Below are 15,167 nucleotides of genomic sequence, written 5' to 3' on the forward strand. Positions count from 1 at the left end.
AACGCGTTCGTTACGTCCCACGCAAAGGTCTTATTCCAACCCAACCGCGTCCCCCTACGGGCCCCTGAACCACACCCCTGAGATTCCTGCCAACAGCGAGCCCCGTCTCGCCCACCAGGACAGCCCCAACCTCGCGGTTGCATCGTCCCACAACTTCGCCCCGGCGTCACGAAGCAAACGCCATTCCGCGTCTCATTCCGATTCGCAGGTGGTGTTCTCCCCGCTTCCGAGTGGCGTGAATCCAATCGTCGTTTTGATCCCAGCGGTATCCGCGGCGGCTGATTCCCTTGCCTCTCGAAAAATGACAGCAGTGAAGTGACACGAATGCTGGCGGCCCTGCCGTGCTGCCGGCCAGAGGAGAAACCAAAGCGATGATCACGTCTGCAAGTCTGCTCCTGGGTATCACCGTCGGCGTTGCTGGCTGGCTCCCTTCGAGCGGTGAGTACCTGCCCCAGCTCACCCCAGGCCCACTCGGCTGGCATACCGACTATGCCCAGGCGATGGACGAAGCCCAGGCCCAGGGCAAGATGCTCGTGGTGTACTTCTACCAGCCCGGCGAAAACGCCGCGCGGGACGCCTTCGAGGCCAAAACCCTGGGAGATCCCAAGGTTCGGGCACTGCTGCAGCGGTATACCCGTGTCCGCATTCCGCTCGACACCGTCATCCGCGTCAACGGCCAGGAAGTCCGGCTCCTCGAGCACGAGTCGTTCCGCGAAATGCTGGGGCGGCAAGGGCTGGCGATCCTCGATTTCGCCCACTGGGATAGCAAGTTCTACGGACACGTGGTGAGCGCTTTCCCGTTCAACCAGGGCCTCTACTATCGCCCCGAGCCGGTGCGGGTGATGCTCGACCTTCCGCCGGGCACGATCACCCAGCGGACCATGATCTACGCCGTGCGGATGCATCCCGAGCGGCCACAGAGCACCATCGGCGAATTCAACGACGTCCTGCGCGAAGAGGCTGAGTCGCACTCCGCCTACCAGGCCGAGATTCGCAACCAGGGACACCATAGCTGGGAGTCGCGCTTCCACCGCATCAACGGACGGATCGCGGCGAATGTACCCGCCCAGGAGGTCGTCGCCGAAAGTTGGCCGGGCCAAAGCCTGGTCGAGGCCTGTGTCGAGTGCGTGCGCAGTTGGCGGCAATCGTCGGGGCACTGGGGCGCCGTCCGATCCCGCCACGGCCTGTTCGGCTACGACATCAAGCGCGGTCATAACGGCGTGTGGTACGCGACCGGCATTTTTGCCGGCCGGCGTTAAGCCCTTCGGCCGACCACCGATTTCCCCTGCCAGCGCCCGGCCCTCGCTCCGGTTCGAGCTACCGCTCGACGGGAGTCGAGGGCCGATGCTTTGGTTGTCGGGGGGCGCGATTGCCCGCCCAGCCGGAACATCCGTCAGCACCGGCCCTCGAGGCCGGCGATTGATTTGACATTCGCGTGCGATCTGCGACCATGAACCGGAGCGCATCGCAGGGGTGGTTCGACTCGCGAATTCCCCGTCGCCCATCGCCGCCGGCGGGAGATGGGAAGCCGTTCTGGCTCCCCTCCGTCGATCGACCGTCGCTTCGGCCGACATGGTGTGTTGCGCACCCATCGACCGGGCGTCTGATTCACGTGATTCATGTTGCCGGCGTCGTCGCGAGGAGACGCCCCTGGGCAACTCGACAGGCATAACACGATTCATCCAAAGGGCCTTCCGATGTCCACGAGCCTGAAGCTGCTTCCGGTTGGTATTCGCCAGACGGCAGCCGTACGTTGCGGTCTCACCCTCGTCTGTCTGTGCGCTGCTTGGACCGTCGCCGGACGCGTCGCGGCACAAGAAGCAACACCAGCCGCGAATGTGCCAGCCACCGACGGCATTGGCGATGTCATTCTTCCGCCGCTGCCTGAAGGGGACGCCAAGTATCCCGACGTCGAGGAGGCGAAAAAGCTGTTCGACCAGGGCGATCTGGACGGCGCGCTCGAAAAGCTCAAGGTGGCCAAGGAGCGCGATCCGCAACTTTCGCCGCCGCGCGTGCTGCTCGCGCGGATGGCCATGGCGCAGGGCAATATCAATCTCGCGCGGACCTTGCTCGAGCTGGCCGCTGAAGAAGATCCCAACGACCCTTCGGCCTATCAGATCATTGGCGAACTGGCCTTCCGCGAGGGACGGCTGCTCGAAGCGACGATGGTCCTCGATCGCTCGACCGAATTGCTGGCGGCCTTCGACGGCCACGACCAGTTGAAGCGCGACCTGCAAGTACACCTGAACAGCCTCCGCGCGGTCATCGCCATGCGGCGCCAGCAATGGCCGGCCGCCGAACAACTGCTGCGCGACTGGATCGAGCTCGCGCCGGACAAGGCCGTGGCGCACTTCAACCTGGCGCAAGTCCTCTTCAAGCAGCAGCGTTACGACGAGGCCCTGGCCGAGTTGGAAGTCGCCGCCCAGGGGAGCGAGGTCTTCCCGCCGGCCGATATCGCCATGGGACGCCTTTACGCCGGCGATGGCAACAAGACCGAAGCCGCCGCGTCGATGAAACGGGCCTTGGAAAAGAATCCGCAAGATGCTCGGACCCTGCTGGGCGTGGCGGACTGGCACTTGCTGAACGGCGACTTCGACGAGGCCTGGCCGCTGGTGCAATCAGCGGTTGAAGTCGACTCGAGCTCGCTGCCCGCCAAGCTGATGGCCGGCACGGTGGCCCGTTTCAAGCAGGACAACGCCTCGGCCGAAAAGTTCTTCGAACAGGCATACCTGCAATCACCCGGTAATTTCCAGGCGGCCGACCAACTGGCGCTGGTGCTGATCGAGACGGGAGACGACGCCAAGCGTCGCCGCGCCCTCGAGCTGGCCGAGACGAATGCCCGTCAGTATCCCGAAGACCCTGCCGCCCTGGCCACGCTGGGCTGGGTGTACTTCAAGTACAACCGCGTGGCCGATGCCGCCCGCGTCTTCCAGGCGCTCAGCCGCACGACGCGCATTGGGGGCGATTCGGCCTTCTACATGGCCAACATCTCGAAGCAACTCAAGCGCAACGACGATGCCGTCAAGCTGCTGCAACTGGCGGTCAGTTCGGACGCTCCCTTCGTGCATCGTGCCGAGGCCGAGAAGATGCTGAAAGATCTGGGGGGCACGGTGCCTGCCAAGAAGGCGCCGGCTTCGACCCAGGGCGCCGCGGCCGCTCCTCAATAGGGGCACAAGCTCCCGACGGCGGGCACGCCGCTGCCGCCGCGAAGGCGTTCGGCCCGACAGCCACCGCTGATGGCAGAATCTCTCCGCGTACGTGGGTACCGCGGAGATTCTGCGCGCCTGCGGACGCCATGAAAGCAGAGAGGGAAATCTCCCCTGCGTCGCAGGACGTGCAAGCAACGTGACGCGACAAGCGAGGGTCACAGCAACGTTGCGCCGGCAGAAGGTTGCCCCGCCGGCGTGCCGGTACTGAAAATGCGCACCCTATAATGCGAAAAACGTCGCATTCCTTGCGACGTTTTCCAACGGGGGGAGTCAGGCTGTACTGATCGAGGGACGCGGCGGTATGTCCTTATCGCCGATTTCCGCGCACCTGGCAGGCGAACTACTCGCGCGGACGGACGACGCCGGTCAGACCGGTGTAGTCGGCGCGATCTTCGGGATGCCACAAGGGCATGCCCTGGGCAATACGACGGGCCAAGATCTCGAGCTTGGCAGCCGAACCGGCGGGGGCATCGGTCGGCACAAAGTTTTCAGTCTCCACGGGCGCGAAATCTTCATCGTGCCCACATTCCAGAATGGCCTGGAAAACGTTCCTCATCGCAATCACTCCCAATGGCACCAACGGCCTCGAACAAAGATAAAAACGAAAGCAATACCACGATCGCCGCGTCTCGAACCAAGTCGGACAGACGTCACTAGCGACGCAAAGCGCCCATGGACATGGAACGAACGATTCGTTGCGCGGCGAAATTCAGTCGAATAAAAAGAACACTCCGAGTGGCAGGCAAACCTGCCGTAGGGGCCATGTCTTTCGGACTTCGGTGGGGTTTGGCAAAACGTCCGAAAAAGGCGGGATGGCCCGCACGACTCAAATCAACTCGAAGGCCAGTTCATTCTCATTGAAGGTCCTCGGATGTCAAGAAAATTGGCGTTCTAAAACCGGGGCTTGCGCCCACGTCGATTTACGCAAACATTTTTTGCAAAACAACTTACGAGACTGTGAAAAATTTCACATTTTTTAACCGGCCACTTGCCAGGTGTCCTCCCGCGATGGGAATGGGGAGGACATTTTCGCCGAAGCGAGGTGGCCTAGTCGCCCGCCATTACAGTCCAGCGGCGGGCGACCGACTTACTGTTGAGTGCCGCCCCGAGAGAAGCCGGCCAGCGAGGCCGGCATCCGCGGCACGCGTAGCGTATGGCCGTCGGGGGCCTCGAGCGTCTCGAAGCTATCTCGCGCCCGCCATTGCGGATGCTCGATCACCTCGTGGAAGCGCAGCACCGGCTCGCAGCAGGCATCGGCCGGAGCGAGGATCTGCTCCCACTCCGTACGAGTCTTCGTGGCGAATAGCGCCGCCAGCTTCTCGCCGATCTCGTCTGATGGCGACCCGCCCACGTGCGATTGCGTGGCCAGTTCCGGCAGGCCCATCGCCGCGACCAGCGCCTGCCAAAATTTCGGTTCGAGCGCCCCGATGCTGAAGTACTGGCCGTCCGACGTGCGGTAGACGCGGTAGCAGGGGGCCCCGCCACTCAGCAATTCGCCGTCGCGTCGTGGATCGCGCGACTCCGACTCGGCCGCGGCGTACAGCGTCGACATGAGCGGCAAGAGTTGTTCCGACATGCTCACATCGATATGTCGCCCGCGTCCGGTTCGCTGGCGTTCGAGTAGCGCCGCCAGCACAAGCATCGCGGCGCCGTACGAGCCTGCTGCCGTGTCGGCCACTTGAAGCTGCGGGTTGGGCGGCATGGCGCCGTCCCCCCCCGAGATGGAAAGTACACCGGCCAGCGCCTGGTAATTCAAATCGTGCCCCGCGCGTCGAGCGAGCGGCCCCGTCTGACCATAGCCCGAGATGCTGCAAAGAATGATCTCGGGCTTGCGCTCCGCCAGTTGCCGATAGCCCACCCCCAGTTTATCGAGCACGCCGGGTCGGAACCCTTCGACCACGACATCGGCGGTGGCGACCAGTTCGAGAAATGTCTCGCGATCAGCATCTTGCTTGAGATTGAGCGAGCGAATTTCCTTGCCGCGGTTGATCGCGAAGTAGGTAGCCGAAACCGGACCGACCATCGGAGGCCACAACTGCATGTAGTCGCCGGGTGCTGGTGGCTCGATCTTCGTGACGCGCGCCCCCATGTCGCGCAGGATCTGCGTGGCCAGGGGACCAGGCAGCAGCATGGTCAGATCGAGGACGTGGATGTCGGCAAGAGGGGGCATGCAGCAGTTCCTGAGCCGGGGGGGCACGAGTCGCACGCGTCAGGCGCCGCGAGGCCAGCGACGCGAATGGTCCCAGACTAACGGCCTCTGGGCCGGGTGCAAGCCGAGCGAGCATTACGCTTCGCGGAAAGGCTGCCCGGCCTCGTAGAGTCTCAGACGCGAGTTGATCTGCTCGGCCATCGCCTCTTGCCGCGCGGCTCGCGCCCGCTCGACGGCCAAGCGGGCCGTGCGCACGGCGTCTTCAAAGCGCCCCGCCTGCGCGTAGGCCGCCGCCAGCGTGTCGAGATAGGAATGATCTTTCTGTTCGGTGGCCGTGCAAATCTGCTCGGCCAGTTCCACGGCACGGCGCGAGCTCTGCGGCGCGGCGTCGTCGTGCGTGGCCAGCAGCCAGGCCAGGTTGTTGGCGGCATCGAGCGAGTCGGGCTTGATCCGGAGGACGGCTTCGTAGTCCGCGGCGGCGGCTTCCCAGTCGTTCTGCCGGCTGTGAATCTCGGCCAATTGGTAGTACGCCGAAGTGGATTCCGCATCGATGGCCAAGGCCACCTGGCATGCCTCGATCGCGGCGTCGAGATCCCGCCCCTGGCGGGCCAGCGCCGCCGCCAGACCTAGCTGATGTTGGGCCACTGCGGGTTCCAGTCGTGTGGCCTCGCGGTACTTCTCGACCGCCAGATCGAATTGCTTGCTCTCCAACGCCGCTCGGGCGAGGTTGCTGGCGTAGTCCGCCGAGGCGGGCTGCCGCTCGGCAAGTCGAGCGTACTCGTCGCTCGCCTCCTTGGTTTGCCCCGTTTCGAGCAGCAGACCCGCAAGATACTCGCGAATCTCGTGGCTGTTTGGCGCGATCTCCAGCACGCGGCGATACAGCGCGATCGCCTTTTCCTTGTGGCCCAGCCGGGCGTGCAGATTGCCCAGGCCCGCGTAACTGTCGGCGTCTTCGGGATTGCACTCGATGGCCCGCTCGAAGGCCTGTTCAGCCATCGGATAGCGTTTGAGATCCAAATTGACGCGGCCGAGTTCGAGATAAAAGATGCCTTCGTTCGGCTCCAACTGCGCCGCGCGGCGATAGTCCTCCGCGGCATCTTGCAGGCGATTCAACTTGCGGTATGCGGCCGCACGGCCCGAGTAGGCCAACGCCTTGTTCGGATTGCGTTGAATCGTGAGATTGAAGTATTCGAGCGAAGCTTCGTAGTCTTCTTTCTCGTACATCACGGCCGCGTAGCAGTGCAGCACAAACGGATCGTTGGAATCGAGCGCGAGCGCCTTCTTGCAGTGTTCGTAGGCCTCGTCGAGCTTGCCGGCGTTGGCCAACGGGGTCGCCACCCCGCAATGGGCGTGCGGGTCGTCTCCCACGACCTTCAACACGTTCGACCAGAGCGCATAATCGCTCTTCCACGTCTGCACCTGATGCCAGGTGAGCCAGGTGCAGGCCACGACGGATCCGAAAGCCGCCAGAGCCACGACCGCGCGATGCGCCGGCACCCGGGCCAGCAGATCGGGCACGCCCCACGCCACGGCCACGAAGATGCCAATGAGCGGAATATACGTGTAGCGGTCCGCCATCGACTGGCTACCGACCTGCACGATGCCGATCACCGGCACGAGCGTGCCGAGGTACCAGAACCACCCCACGGCCAGGTAGGGCCGCGTCCGTCGCAACCAAACGGCCAACGCGGTCGCGGCGACGATGACCACCAGCGCCACGCTCGACTTGACGAGATACTCCGGTCGCGTCAGCAGATACTTGCCCGGATGGGGATAAAAGGCTGCCAGCTTCAGCGGCCAGACCATCTGACCGAGATAGCCGGCGTAGGCCATCAGGCAGTTGGCGATACGATCGTCGATCGTCAGATGCGTGAAATGCCGCACCGCGCCCGAGGTATTCTGCACCTTGTAGGTGATGATGCTCGACAGCGCCGACAAAAAGAACAACGGCGCCTTCTCCAGGACGAGACGCCGCCACGAGCCACGCCAGCGATTGCCATCGAGCGACAAGCGCCCCAAGGGCCAATAATCGAGCAGCAACAACACGGCGGGGAGCGTCACGAGCATCGGCTTCGCCAACAACCCCAACGCCATGAGCATGGTCACCAGGGCCATTCGACCGAAACTCGGCCGCCGCGTGTACCAGCCGTAGGCCAGCAACGCCAGGAGGAAGAAAAAGGTGCTCAGCACATCCTTTCGTTCGGCCACCCAGGCGACCGATTCGACGTGCAGCGGATGGATGGCAAACATCGCGGCGACGAAGGCCGCCTTCCAGGGAAGGGCCGCGTCGGCGGCGCCGATCGGCTCTTCGGCGACACGGGGTCCGGAACGCACCAGGTACTGCAGGCCGAAATAGAGCAACACGACGTTCGCCAGATGGAAGGCGAGGTTCGTCAGGTAATGCCCCCCCGCCCAAAGACCGAACAACGTCACGTCGGTCATGTGCGAGAGCATCGTCAACGGATGCCAGTTCGCTCCGCGCGTGCTGACCCAAGACCAGCGAAAGCTCTCCCAAGTGAGGCCTTTCCGCACGGTAGGGTTTTGGGTTACGTAAACGGCGTCGTCGTAACCGACCCAGTCGTTCCAGGCGACCTGGTAGTAACCGATCGCCGTCAACGCGCCGAGTGCGACAACGAGCGCGATGTGGAGACCGTAACGCTTCATTTTCGCCAACAAGAACAACGGGGAGGCGTCGATCGCGGGTGGAACTCTCCGCGAATGTAGACTTTACGCCTCGAGAACTCTCGGGGCAGGACGGGCCTACCTTCAAGTTTGTGCCCGCGCTAGAGAGGTGTCAATTCGCGGGACCGCAAGCAATCGGCCTAAGGCGGGTCGGAATCTGTCTGCACCTTGGCCATCGCCAGCAGTTCGTCCACGCGGCGGCGGAGAACCTGGTCTCTTGGCTCCAGCTTCAAGGCAGCCCTGTAGGCCTCGATCGCGGCCGGCAATTCGCCTTGTTCCCGTAACAGATCGCCCAGCGCAATCTGGGTGGCTCGATCCATCGGATCGAGAATTAGCACCTCGCGATACTCGGCCACGGCCTCTTTGAAGCTTCCCCGTTCGGCCTGCACGCTGGCCAGGGCACGATGATGCGACGGCTCGCACGGCTCGAGGCCGATGGCACGCCGCAAGTCGGCGCTGGCGGCATCAAGACGGCCGAGACGCCGTTGGACTTCGGCCCGCGACGCCCACGCCTGATGCAGCCGCTGATCCACGCTCAAGACGCGATCGTAGTAGACGAGCGCTTCGTCGTAGCGCTCGTCCTGCAGCAGCACCCCCGCGAGGCAGAGCATGGCGTAGCGATCGTCGGGCGCGATTTGCAGCGCCCGCCGGGCGTGCATTTCTGCCAGGGCCAACTGTTTGCGCTCTGCAAAGACTTGCGCCAGCCCCGAATGTGCCAGACCCGAGTTGGCATCGACGGCAAGATTGTGACTCCAAAGGGTCGAGCCATCGCGCCAAGTTAGCGTCTGGCGTTGGGCGACCAACGTGCAGGCGACTACCAACGCCACGGCACCCGCCGCGAGCATCGGGCGACGAAAGGGGACCGCCGCCAGCATGGCGGGAACTCCCCACGCCACGGCCATGAAAACGCCCACCAGCGGCAAATAGGTATAGCGATCGGCCATCGCCTGGCGACCAACCTGAACCAGGCCGATCACCGGCACGAGCATGCCGAGGTACCATAGCCATCCCACGAGGATCGCGGGACAACGACGGCGCGAAAGGAGGGCCAGCCAACTCAGCCCGATCATGACGACGGCCGACGCCACGAGCTTGGACCAGAAATCGGCGCGGGACAGGAGTGCCGATCCCGGATGCGGATAGAAGCAAGTGAGATTCACCGGCCAGAGCGTCTGCCACAAATAAGTGGCATAGACGACCACCGCGTTCGCCAGGCGATCGACCAGCGGAATGCTGGCCAAATCGCGGACGGCGCCCGTGCGGCTCTGCACCCCATAGGTCGCCACGCTACCCACGATGGCCAAACCGAAGAGGGGCCACTTCTCGACCAGGCAACGCAGGAAGAGGCGGCGATTCTCCGTCGCTTCGAAACCAAATCGGCGCAGCGGCCAGTAGTCGAGCAACACGAGCACGCAGGGCAGGGTGACCAGCATGGGTTTCGCCAGCAATCCCGCCGTCATGGCCAGGGCCACCAGGCTCATCCGCCAGGCTGAGGGCCGGCGGACGAAACGCGTGTAGGCGATCAAGGCGAGGAAGAAGAACAGCGCGCTCAAGACGTCCTTGCGTTCGGCGATCCAGGCCACCGACTCGACGTGCAGCGGGTGTACGCCGAACATCGCCGCGACGAAGGCGGCCTTCCAGGGCAATTCGCTCCCCTCGCGCGCCGTGGCAGCCTGCTTGCCTGGCGTCGACTCGCCGGCCAGCACCAGGCACTCGAGCGCGGCGAAGAGCAGCAAGACGTTCGCCAGATGCAAGAGCAGGTTTGTCAGATGATGCCCGCCGGCCCACAAGCCATGCAACTGGCAGTCGAGTGCGTGCGAGAGCATCGTGAGGGGGTGCCAATTCGAGGCACGCTCGCTCGTCCAGGCCCACACGAAACTCTGCCGCGTGAGCCCGTCGCGAAGATTGGGATTCTGCGTGACGTACAGCGCGTCGTCGTAGCCGACCCAATCGAGTTGCGTCACGTGTCGGTACGCCAAGCCCGTGACGGCACAAAGCAGCAGCGCGAACAACAAATTCAGTCGAGAGCGCGACATGATGCATGCCCACGAGCGGGTGCAACCAGGCACCTCTCCGACGCAGAGTTACAAGTCTGCGGGGGCGCCGCGCGCGTGTCAAGCAATGTCGTCGACTTGCTCCGCGCGCCGTGACATTTGCTGAAAATGCATCACTTATCCGCGCGCAGGCGGCGTTGGGCCGCCAGCCCTCGTCGGGTCAACCAGGGGACGAGGGGCGCCGTCCAGCCGGGAGCCAGGCTCGACAACTTTGCCAGCCAGCCACGGGAGCGCGGCAAGGTCACCTCGAGCGGTCGCCTGGGCAAGACGCGCCCGAACAGCATCTGTTCCAGATCGCCTACTTCGAGAAAGCGCGGCGCGGAAAAAGTCAGGGCCGCTTCGGGGTAGTCGACCTGCAAGTCGAGCATGGGGGTACGCACCGCGTCGGGGCAGATCACCGTAATGGCCACGCCCAGTGGTGCGACCTCACGGGCCATCGCCAAACTGAAGCCCCGCACGGCGAACTTCGATGCCGTGTACAACGCCAGGCCCGGCACCGGCGCGAGCGCCGCCATCGAGGCAAGGTTCACGATATGCCCCGCGCCGCGCGACACCATGCGTCGCGCGGCGGCCTGAGTGCCATAGATGGTTCCCTTGGCATTGATGTCGAGATGCAGGTCGACCGCCGCCGCATCCAGATGATGAACGAGTCCCGGTCGGATGACGCCCGCGGCATTGAGCAACACATCGATCGGCCCGAAGCGATCTTCGGCCGCGTCGAGCGTCTCTTCCCAGGCCAGCGAGTTGCGCACGTCGAGCGCGGCGGTGGCTACGCGTTCGGCAGGCCACGCTTGCTCGCGCGCGAACGCCGCCAACGCATCTCGCTCGATGTCGGTGGCAAAAACCGACCAGCCCCGCGCCACGAATGCTCCCGCCAGGTGCCGGCCGATACCGCTCGCCGCGCCGGTGACGAAGCAGACCTGTTTTTTCTGCATCGCGCACTTTCTCACGGGACGAGCGAACCAAGACGAGGCGTTTCGGACTGCCGCGGTCAGCGCGGCGCGGCATCGGGCCCCAGGATCGTTTGCAGCCGATCGAGCGAGCGGCTAAGCATGACGCGGACGGCGCCGTCGGTCTTGCCCATCCGCGAGGCGATCTCCTTCGAGGGCAATCCTTCCAGATACCGCAAGCGGAGCACCTCGCGCTGCTCCTCATTGAGCTGCCCCATGGCGTCGATCAACTTTATCTCGCGCTGATTGCGCGAGAAGGCCTGGCTGGCCGTCGTCATGGTCATGACCAGCAGATCGACGAGCGCCGCGCGGCTTTGATCGCCTCCGACCGGCGCGCCGAGGGGAACCTCGCGGGCGGCGGAGCGCTTTTGGGCGCCAAAAAAACGGCGATGCGCGTCGATGATCCGCCGTTCGGCAATCTGGCAGAGCCAGGAGAAAGGATCGCGATCTCCCAGCTCGATACCCGACAGGGAGCGCACCGCTTCGGCACTCACTTCCTGGTAGAGATCGTCGGGCTCGACCTTGCTGCGCAGCGCCGCGCCGAGTTGCCGCTCGATGAACGCCAATAAAGGGCGCTGTCGCGCCGTGAGGAATTGGGCCAGCGCGTCGACATCCCCTGCGCGCAAACGGCCGACGAGCTCCTCGTCCGCGTGATCGGACATCGCCTGCCTCGTGTTAAGAATTCGAGCCTTGCGATCGGGCGCCAAATACGCCCGCCGTGCCCGAGGTAACGGCGCATCGTAGCCTTCTCTCCGCGCGGAGCAAGATAATTGGTCCTAGAATTTAGGAACCTGGGGGGCGAGCCTGTCGCCATGCTCCAGCGTCGAGAGGTTCCGACATTGCGGTTCGTCGAGAATCGCCCCAGAATGAGAGTTGTCCGGCACGACCTCGTCTCGCGCCGACTTTGGGTCGATGCAGGAACGGAGTGACGACGTGGAAACGCCCACCCGACGCGACGACTGGTCGTCGGAGACGATCTCGCGAAACTGGGGTCTGCTCTCCGAGCAGGTCGAGGCGTTCGTCAATGCCTGGGAATCGGGAGGCGATCCTCCCGAGCTGGCGCGGTTCGTTCCCGCCGAGCCGGCCCTCTTGCGGCGCATGGCGCTCATCGAGCTGATTAAGGTCGATCTCGAGTACCGCTGGCAACATCGCGAATTGCCCAAGCAGGTCGAGGAGTACGTCGCCGACTTTCCCGAGCTGCGCGAGGGGGGGCTTCCGGCCGATCTGATCTACGAAGAGTTCCACGTCCGCCGCCAACGGGGCGACGCGGTCGACGTGGCCGATTACTTCGAACGTTTTCCGCAGCAGGCTGAGGAGCTGGGCCGGCTGTTGGGCCTCGACGTCGCGCCGCGGCCGACGATCATGATGTCGCGCGAGGCAATCCAGAAGGTCGAGGTCGGCGCGACGGTCGACGATTTCGACCTGCTCGCGCAACTGGGCGAAGGAGCATTCGCCACGGTCTATCTAGCCCGCCAGCGTTCGATGCAGCGACTCGTCGCGCTCAAAGTCTCGTCCGACCGCGGTCACGAGCCGCAGACGATGGCGCAGCTCGACCATACGCACATCGTGCGGATCTACGACCAGCGGCACCTGGCCGATCGGGGCATCCGGCTGCTCTACATGCAGTATGTGCCGGGGGGCACGCTCTACGACGCGCTCGACCACGCGCGGCAGATTCCACCGGCCGAGCGTCACGGCCGGATGTTGCTCGAGGTGATCGATCGCTGTCTCGACAAGCGCGGCGAGTCGGCGCCGGGCGAATCAATGACACGTGCCCGCCTGGCCGAGGCGAGTTGGCCGACCGTGGTTTGCTGGCTCGGCGCGCGCCTGGCCTCGGCACTCGACTATGCCCATCAACGCGGCGTCATGCACCGCGACATCAAGCCGGCCAACGTGCTGCTCGCTGCCGACGGGACCCCGAAGCTGGTCGACTTCAACGTCAGCTTCAGCTCGACGCTCGATGGCGTGGCGCCGGCGGCCTATTTCGGTGGCAGCCTGGCCTACATGTCCCCCGAGCAGCTCGACGCCTGCAACGCCACGACATCGGTCCGTCCCGAGGATCTCGACCACACCTGCGACATCTATTCGTTGGGGGTGATGCTGTGGGAGTTGCTCACGACGCGACGTCCCTTCGACGACGACGCGCCGAAAGCGAACTGGTCGTCGACGCTCGAACAGCTCTCGGCGAAGCGGCGGGGGGGTATCACGCCGGCGAAGTTCGCCGAACTGCCCGCCGATTGCCCGCCGGGGCTCGATCAGGTGCTGGCCAAGTGCCTGGCCCCCGATCCGAAAGACCGCTTCCGCACGGGGGGCGAGCTCGAGCGCCAGCTCGAACTGTGCCTGCAACCGCGCGTGCAACAGTTGCTGCGTCCGCGCGCGGGCAACTGGCGCGAACGCGCACGACGCTGGCCCTTAACCGTGCTACTGACGGCAGCCGTTGTGCCAAACGTGATCGTGAGTGTTTTCAACATCTATTACAATGAAACTGCGATCATCCAAAATATCGTGGATGATGTGGGGGAACGCGCACGGTCGATCTTTCATTGGCAGATCTGGACGCTCAATCCGCTGGTTTATGGAATTGGAATCGCCATTTGCATCGCCTTCGGAAATCTAGCGCTAAGGGCCATAAAGCGAGTGCGTGAAGGGCACGACTTACCGGCGTCGGAATTAGTGCCAGCCCGCATTCGATGCCTGCATCTGGGTGGAATCATCTCGTCGACTACGATGGCGATGTGGATTCTTTCTGGGATTCTGTTTACCGGCTGGTTGCGGTTCGCCTTGGGGCCGGCGGTGAATTGGGGCCAGATGTCTCAGTTCGTCTTGTCTCAGATATTGAGTGGCGTCATGGCAGCCACCGCCACGTTTTTCTTGATTACGTTCATCTGCACACGGAGCTTGTATCCCTTACTGATACGCCCAGAGACTTCCGATCCACGCGACGGTAAGGCGCTCGTGGCGCTCGCACGTCGATGCGCCTTTGATTTCATATTTGCCATCGCGGTGCCCTTTGTAAGCCTGTTTCTCGCGGTCTTCTTCGTGGAAAAAGATCCCCTTGTCTTTGGAGGACTGAGCGCGCTCGGGTTCTTGTCGTCTGGTACTTGCTTCTGGCTGATGCGAGAGATCCTGAATGATCTCGGCACGTTGGCCTCGGCCGTCAGTCCCGAGATCTCGCTGGCCAACTCCACCTCCGACACCTTCGGCTCCTTCTGGAGCCAAACGCGGCGGTAAACCGCAGGTTTTCCTTGAATGGATGGCCCCCGATGTTTGGGAACGTTAGAATTACCGTATGCAATGGGAATTTAGTGCGATTGTCGAAAACGGCCTTTTGCGACCACTCGAACCGATTGAGTTGTCGGAAAACCAAGTTGTTCGCGTATCATTGCGTACGCATGCGGAAAATGTGCGTGAAGCCCCTCCTGCGGATAGTGAACCGTCCGCGTATGATGTTTTCCTGGCGGCGGGCTTGCTTGGGTGCGTAAAGGACGCGCCCCCGGATCTAAGCACCAACCCGAAGTATATGGAAGGCTTCGGTGAAGACCCGGACTCTCATTGATGCAGGGCCCCTGGTTGCCCTCTTCAACCATGCGGACCCGCGATCGTCCGTCTGCGGCGATTGCCTCAAGCGAATTCGGCTGCCGATGTACTCGTGCTGGCCGGCGATCACCGAGGCCGCGTATCTCTTGCGAAAAACTTCGAGGGGCGTTTTTAGGCTAATCGAGAGTTGCGACGGGCACCGAATCAGGCTCTTACCTCTCGACGAGTCCGACATCCCTGGCATCGCGTCGATTCTCGCCCGCTACTCCGATCAGGGCTTCGACCTCGCCGATGCCGCCCTCATGTGGCTCGCCGAGCGTGACGGAATCGAGACCGTCTTCACGCTCGACCGGCGGCACTTCTCGGTCTTTCGCACGTCGGCCGGCAAGCCGCTGACCCTCCTGCCGGGCGAAAGCGAGCTTCAAAGCTCGTAGTTCTTCGTCGCCTCGGCGGCCGCACAATCGTCACGGTCGCTAGTCCGCGCACGCTCGTTGCGATGGATTCAAGCCGCGCGTTGCGAAACCGTACGGGTCAGCTAAGGGCCGCGGCCCGCATCGTCGATACGACACCATGACTTCGTGTGACC

The 15,167-nt window shown here is 63.6% G+C and carries 11 protein-coding genes; 5 read left to right on the forward strand and 6 right to left on the reverse strand.

The features are described from left to right. Positions 1-371 precede the first annotated feature (371 nt). Positions 372-1,259, forward strand: a complete 888-nt coding sequence (locus tag KF708_09955) for a hypothetical protein (GenBank protein MBX3412999.1) — start codon at positions 372-374, stop codon at positions 1,257-1,259. A 438-nt stretch (positions 1,260-1,697) separates the two neighbouring features. After that, complete coding sequence (locus KF708_09960) at positions 1,698-3,167, forward strand: tetratricopeptide repeat protein (protein MBX3413000.1); 1,470 nt, start codon at positions 1,698-1,700, stop codon at positions 3,165-3,167. A gap of 382 nt (positions 3,168-3,549) precedes the next feature. On the opposite strand, the gene KF708_09965 is transcribed toward KF708_09960, so the two are convergent. From KF708_09965 to KF708_09990, 6 genes are all read right to left on the reverse strand, one after another. Beyond that, on the reverse strand, positions 3,550-3,774 hold the full coding sequence (locus KF708_09965; GenBank protein MBX3413001.1) for a hypothetical protein: 225 nt from the start codon (positions 3,772-3,774) through the stop codon (positions 3,550-3,552). 522 nt (positions 3,775-4,296) lie between these two features. Next, complete coding sequence (locus KF708_09970; GenBank protein MBX3413002.1) at positions 4,297-5,379, reverse strand: CoA transferase; 1,083 nt, start codon at positions 5,377-5,379, stop codon at positions 4,297-4,299. 114 nt (positions 5,380-5,493) lie between these two features. Next, entirely contained in the window at positions 5,494-8,022 is a 2,529-nt protein-coding gene (locus tag KF708_09975) for a tetratricopeptide repeat protein (GenBank protein ID MBX3413003.1), read from the reverse strand. Positions 8,023-8,180: 158 nt separating this feature from the next. Beyond that, positions 8,181-10,076 carry a tetratricopeptide repeat protein gene (locus tag KF708_09980; GenBank protein ID MBX3413004.1) on the reverse strand — a complete coding sequence of 632 codons (1,896 nt, stop codon included), beginning with the start codon at positions 10,074-10,076 and terminating at the stop codon, positions 8,181-8,183. Positions 10,077-10,207: 131 nt separating this feature from the next. After that, the gene (locus KF708_09985; GenBank protein MBX3413005.1) at positions 10,208-11,029 is read right to left on the reverse strand and encodes an SDR family oxidoreductase; all 822 of its coding nucleotides are present in this window, start codon (positions 11,027-11,029) and stop codon (positions 10,208-10,210) included. A gap of 56 nt (positions 11,030-11,085) precedes the next feature. After that, positions 11,086-11,706, reverse strand: coding sequence for a sigma-70 family RNA polymerase sigma factor (locus tag KF708_09990; GenBank protein MBX3413006.1), 621 nt, complete (start codon positions 11,704-11,706; stop codon positions 11,086-11,088). A gap of 271 nt (positions 11,707-11,977) precedes the next feature. On the opposite strand from KF708_09990, the gene KF708_09995 reads away from it, so the two are divergent. Genes KF708_09995 through KF708_10005 form a run of 3 tightly spaced genes read left to right on the forward strand, consistent with a single transcriptional unit; the run spans position 11,978 to position 15,015 of the window. Next, on the forward strand, positions 11,978-14,275 hold the full coding sequence (locus KF708_09995; protein ID MBX3413007.1) for a protein kinase: 2,298 nt from the start codon (positions 11,978-11,980) through the stop codon (positions 14,273-14,275). Between the two features lie 58 nt (positions 14,276-14,333). Beyond that, on the forward strand, positions 14,334-14,600 hold the full coding sequence (locus tag KF708_10000) for an antitoxin family protein (GenBank protein MBX3413008.1): 267 nt from the start codon (positions 14,334-14,336) through the stop codon (positions 14,598-14,600). Further along, positions 14,578-15,015 (forward strand): PIN domain-containing protein, encoded by a 438-nt coding sequence (locus KF708_10005; protein MBX3413009.1) that lies wholly within the window; start codon positions 14,578-14,580, stop codon positions 15,013-15,015. The genes KF708_10000 and KF708_10005 overlap by 23 nt, the downstream gene beginning before the upstream one ends. Positions 15,016-15,167: the final 152 nt, after the last annotated feature.

This window comes from Pirellulales bacterium, assembly GCA_019636335.1.
GTDB lineage: Bacteria > Planctomycetota > Planctomycetia > Pirellulales > JAEUIK01 > JAHBXR01.

Bases quoted from the DNA above. Each gene is read 5' to 3' on its own strand.
- KF708_09955 (MBX3412999.1), top strand. From the start codon at position 372: ATGATCACGTCTGCAAGTCTGCTCCTGGGTATCACCGTCGGCGTTGCT.
- KF708_09960 (MBX3413000.1), top strand. From the start codon at position 1,698: ATGTCCACGAGCCTGAAGCTGCTTCCGGTTGGTATTCGCCAGACGGCA.
- KF708_09970 (MBX3413002.1), bottom strand. From the start codon at position 5,379: ATGCCCCCTCTTGCCGACATCCACGTCCTCGATCTGACCATGCTGCTG.
- KF708_09975 (MBX3413003.1), bottom strand. From the start codon at position 8,022: ATGAAGCGTTACGGTCTCCACATCGCGCTCGTTGTCGCACTCGGCGCG.
- KF708_09980 (MBX3413004.1), bottom strand. From the start codon at position 10,076: ATGTCGCGCTCTCGACTGAATTTGTTGTTCGCGCTGCTGCTTTGTGCC.
- KF708_09985 (MBX3413005.1), bottom strand. From the start codon at position 11,029: ATGCAGAAAAAACAGGTCTGCTTCGTCACCGGCGCGGCGAGCGGTATC.
- KF708_09990 (MBX3413006.1), bottom strand. From the start codon at position 11,706: ATGTCCGATCACGCGGACGAGGAGCTCGTCGGCCGTTTGCGCGCAGGG.
- KF708_10000 (MBX3413008.1), top strand. From the start codon at position 14,334: ATGCAATGGGAATTTAGTGCGATTGTCGAAAACGGCCTTTTGCGACCA.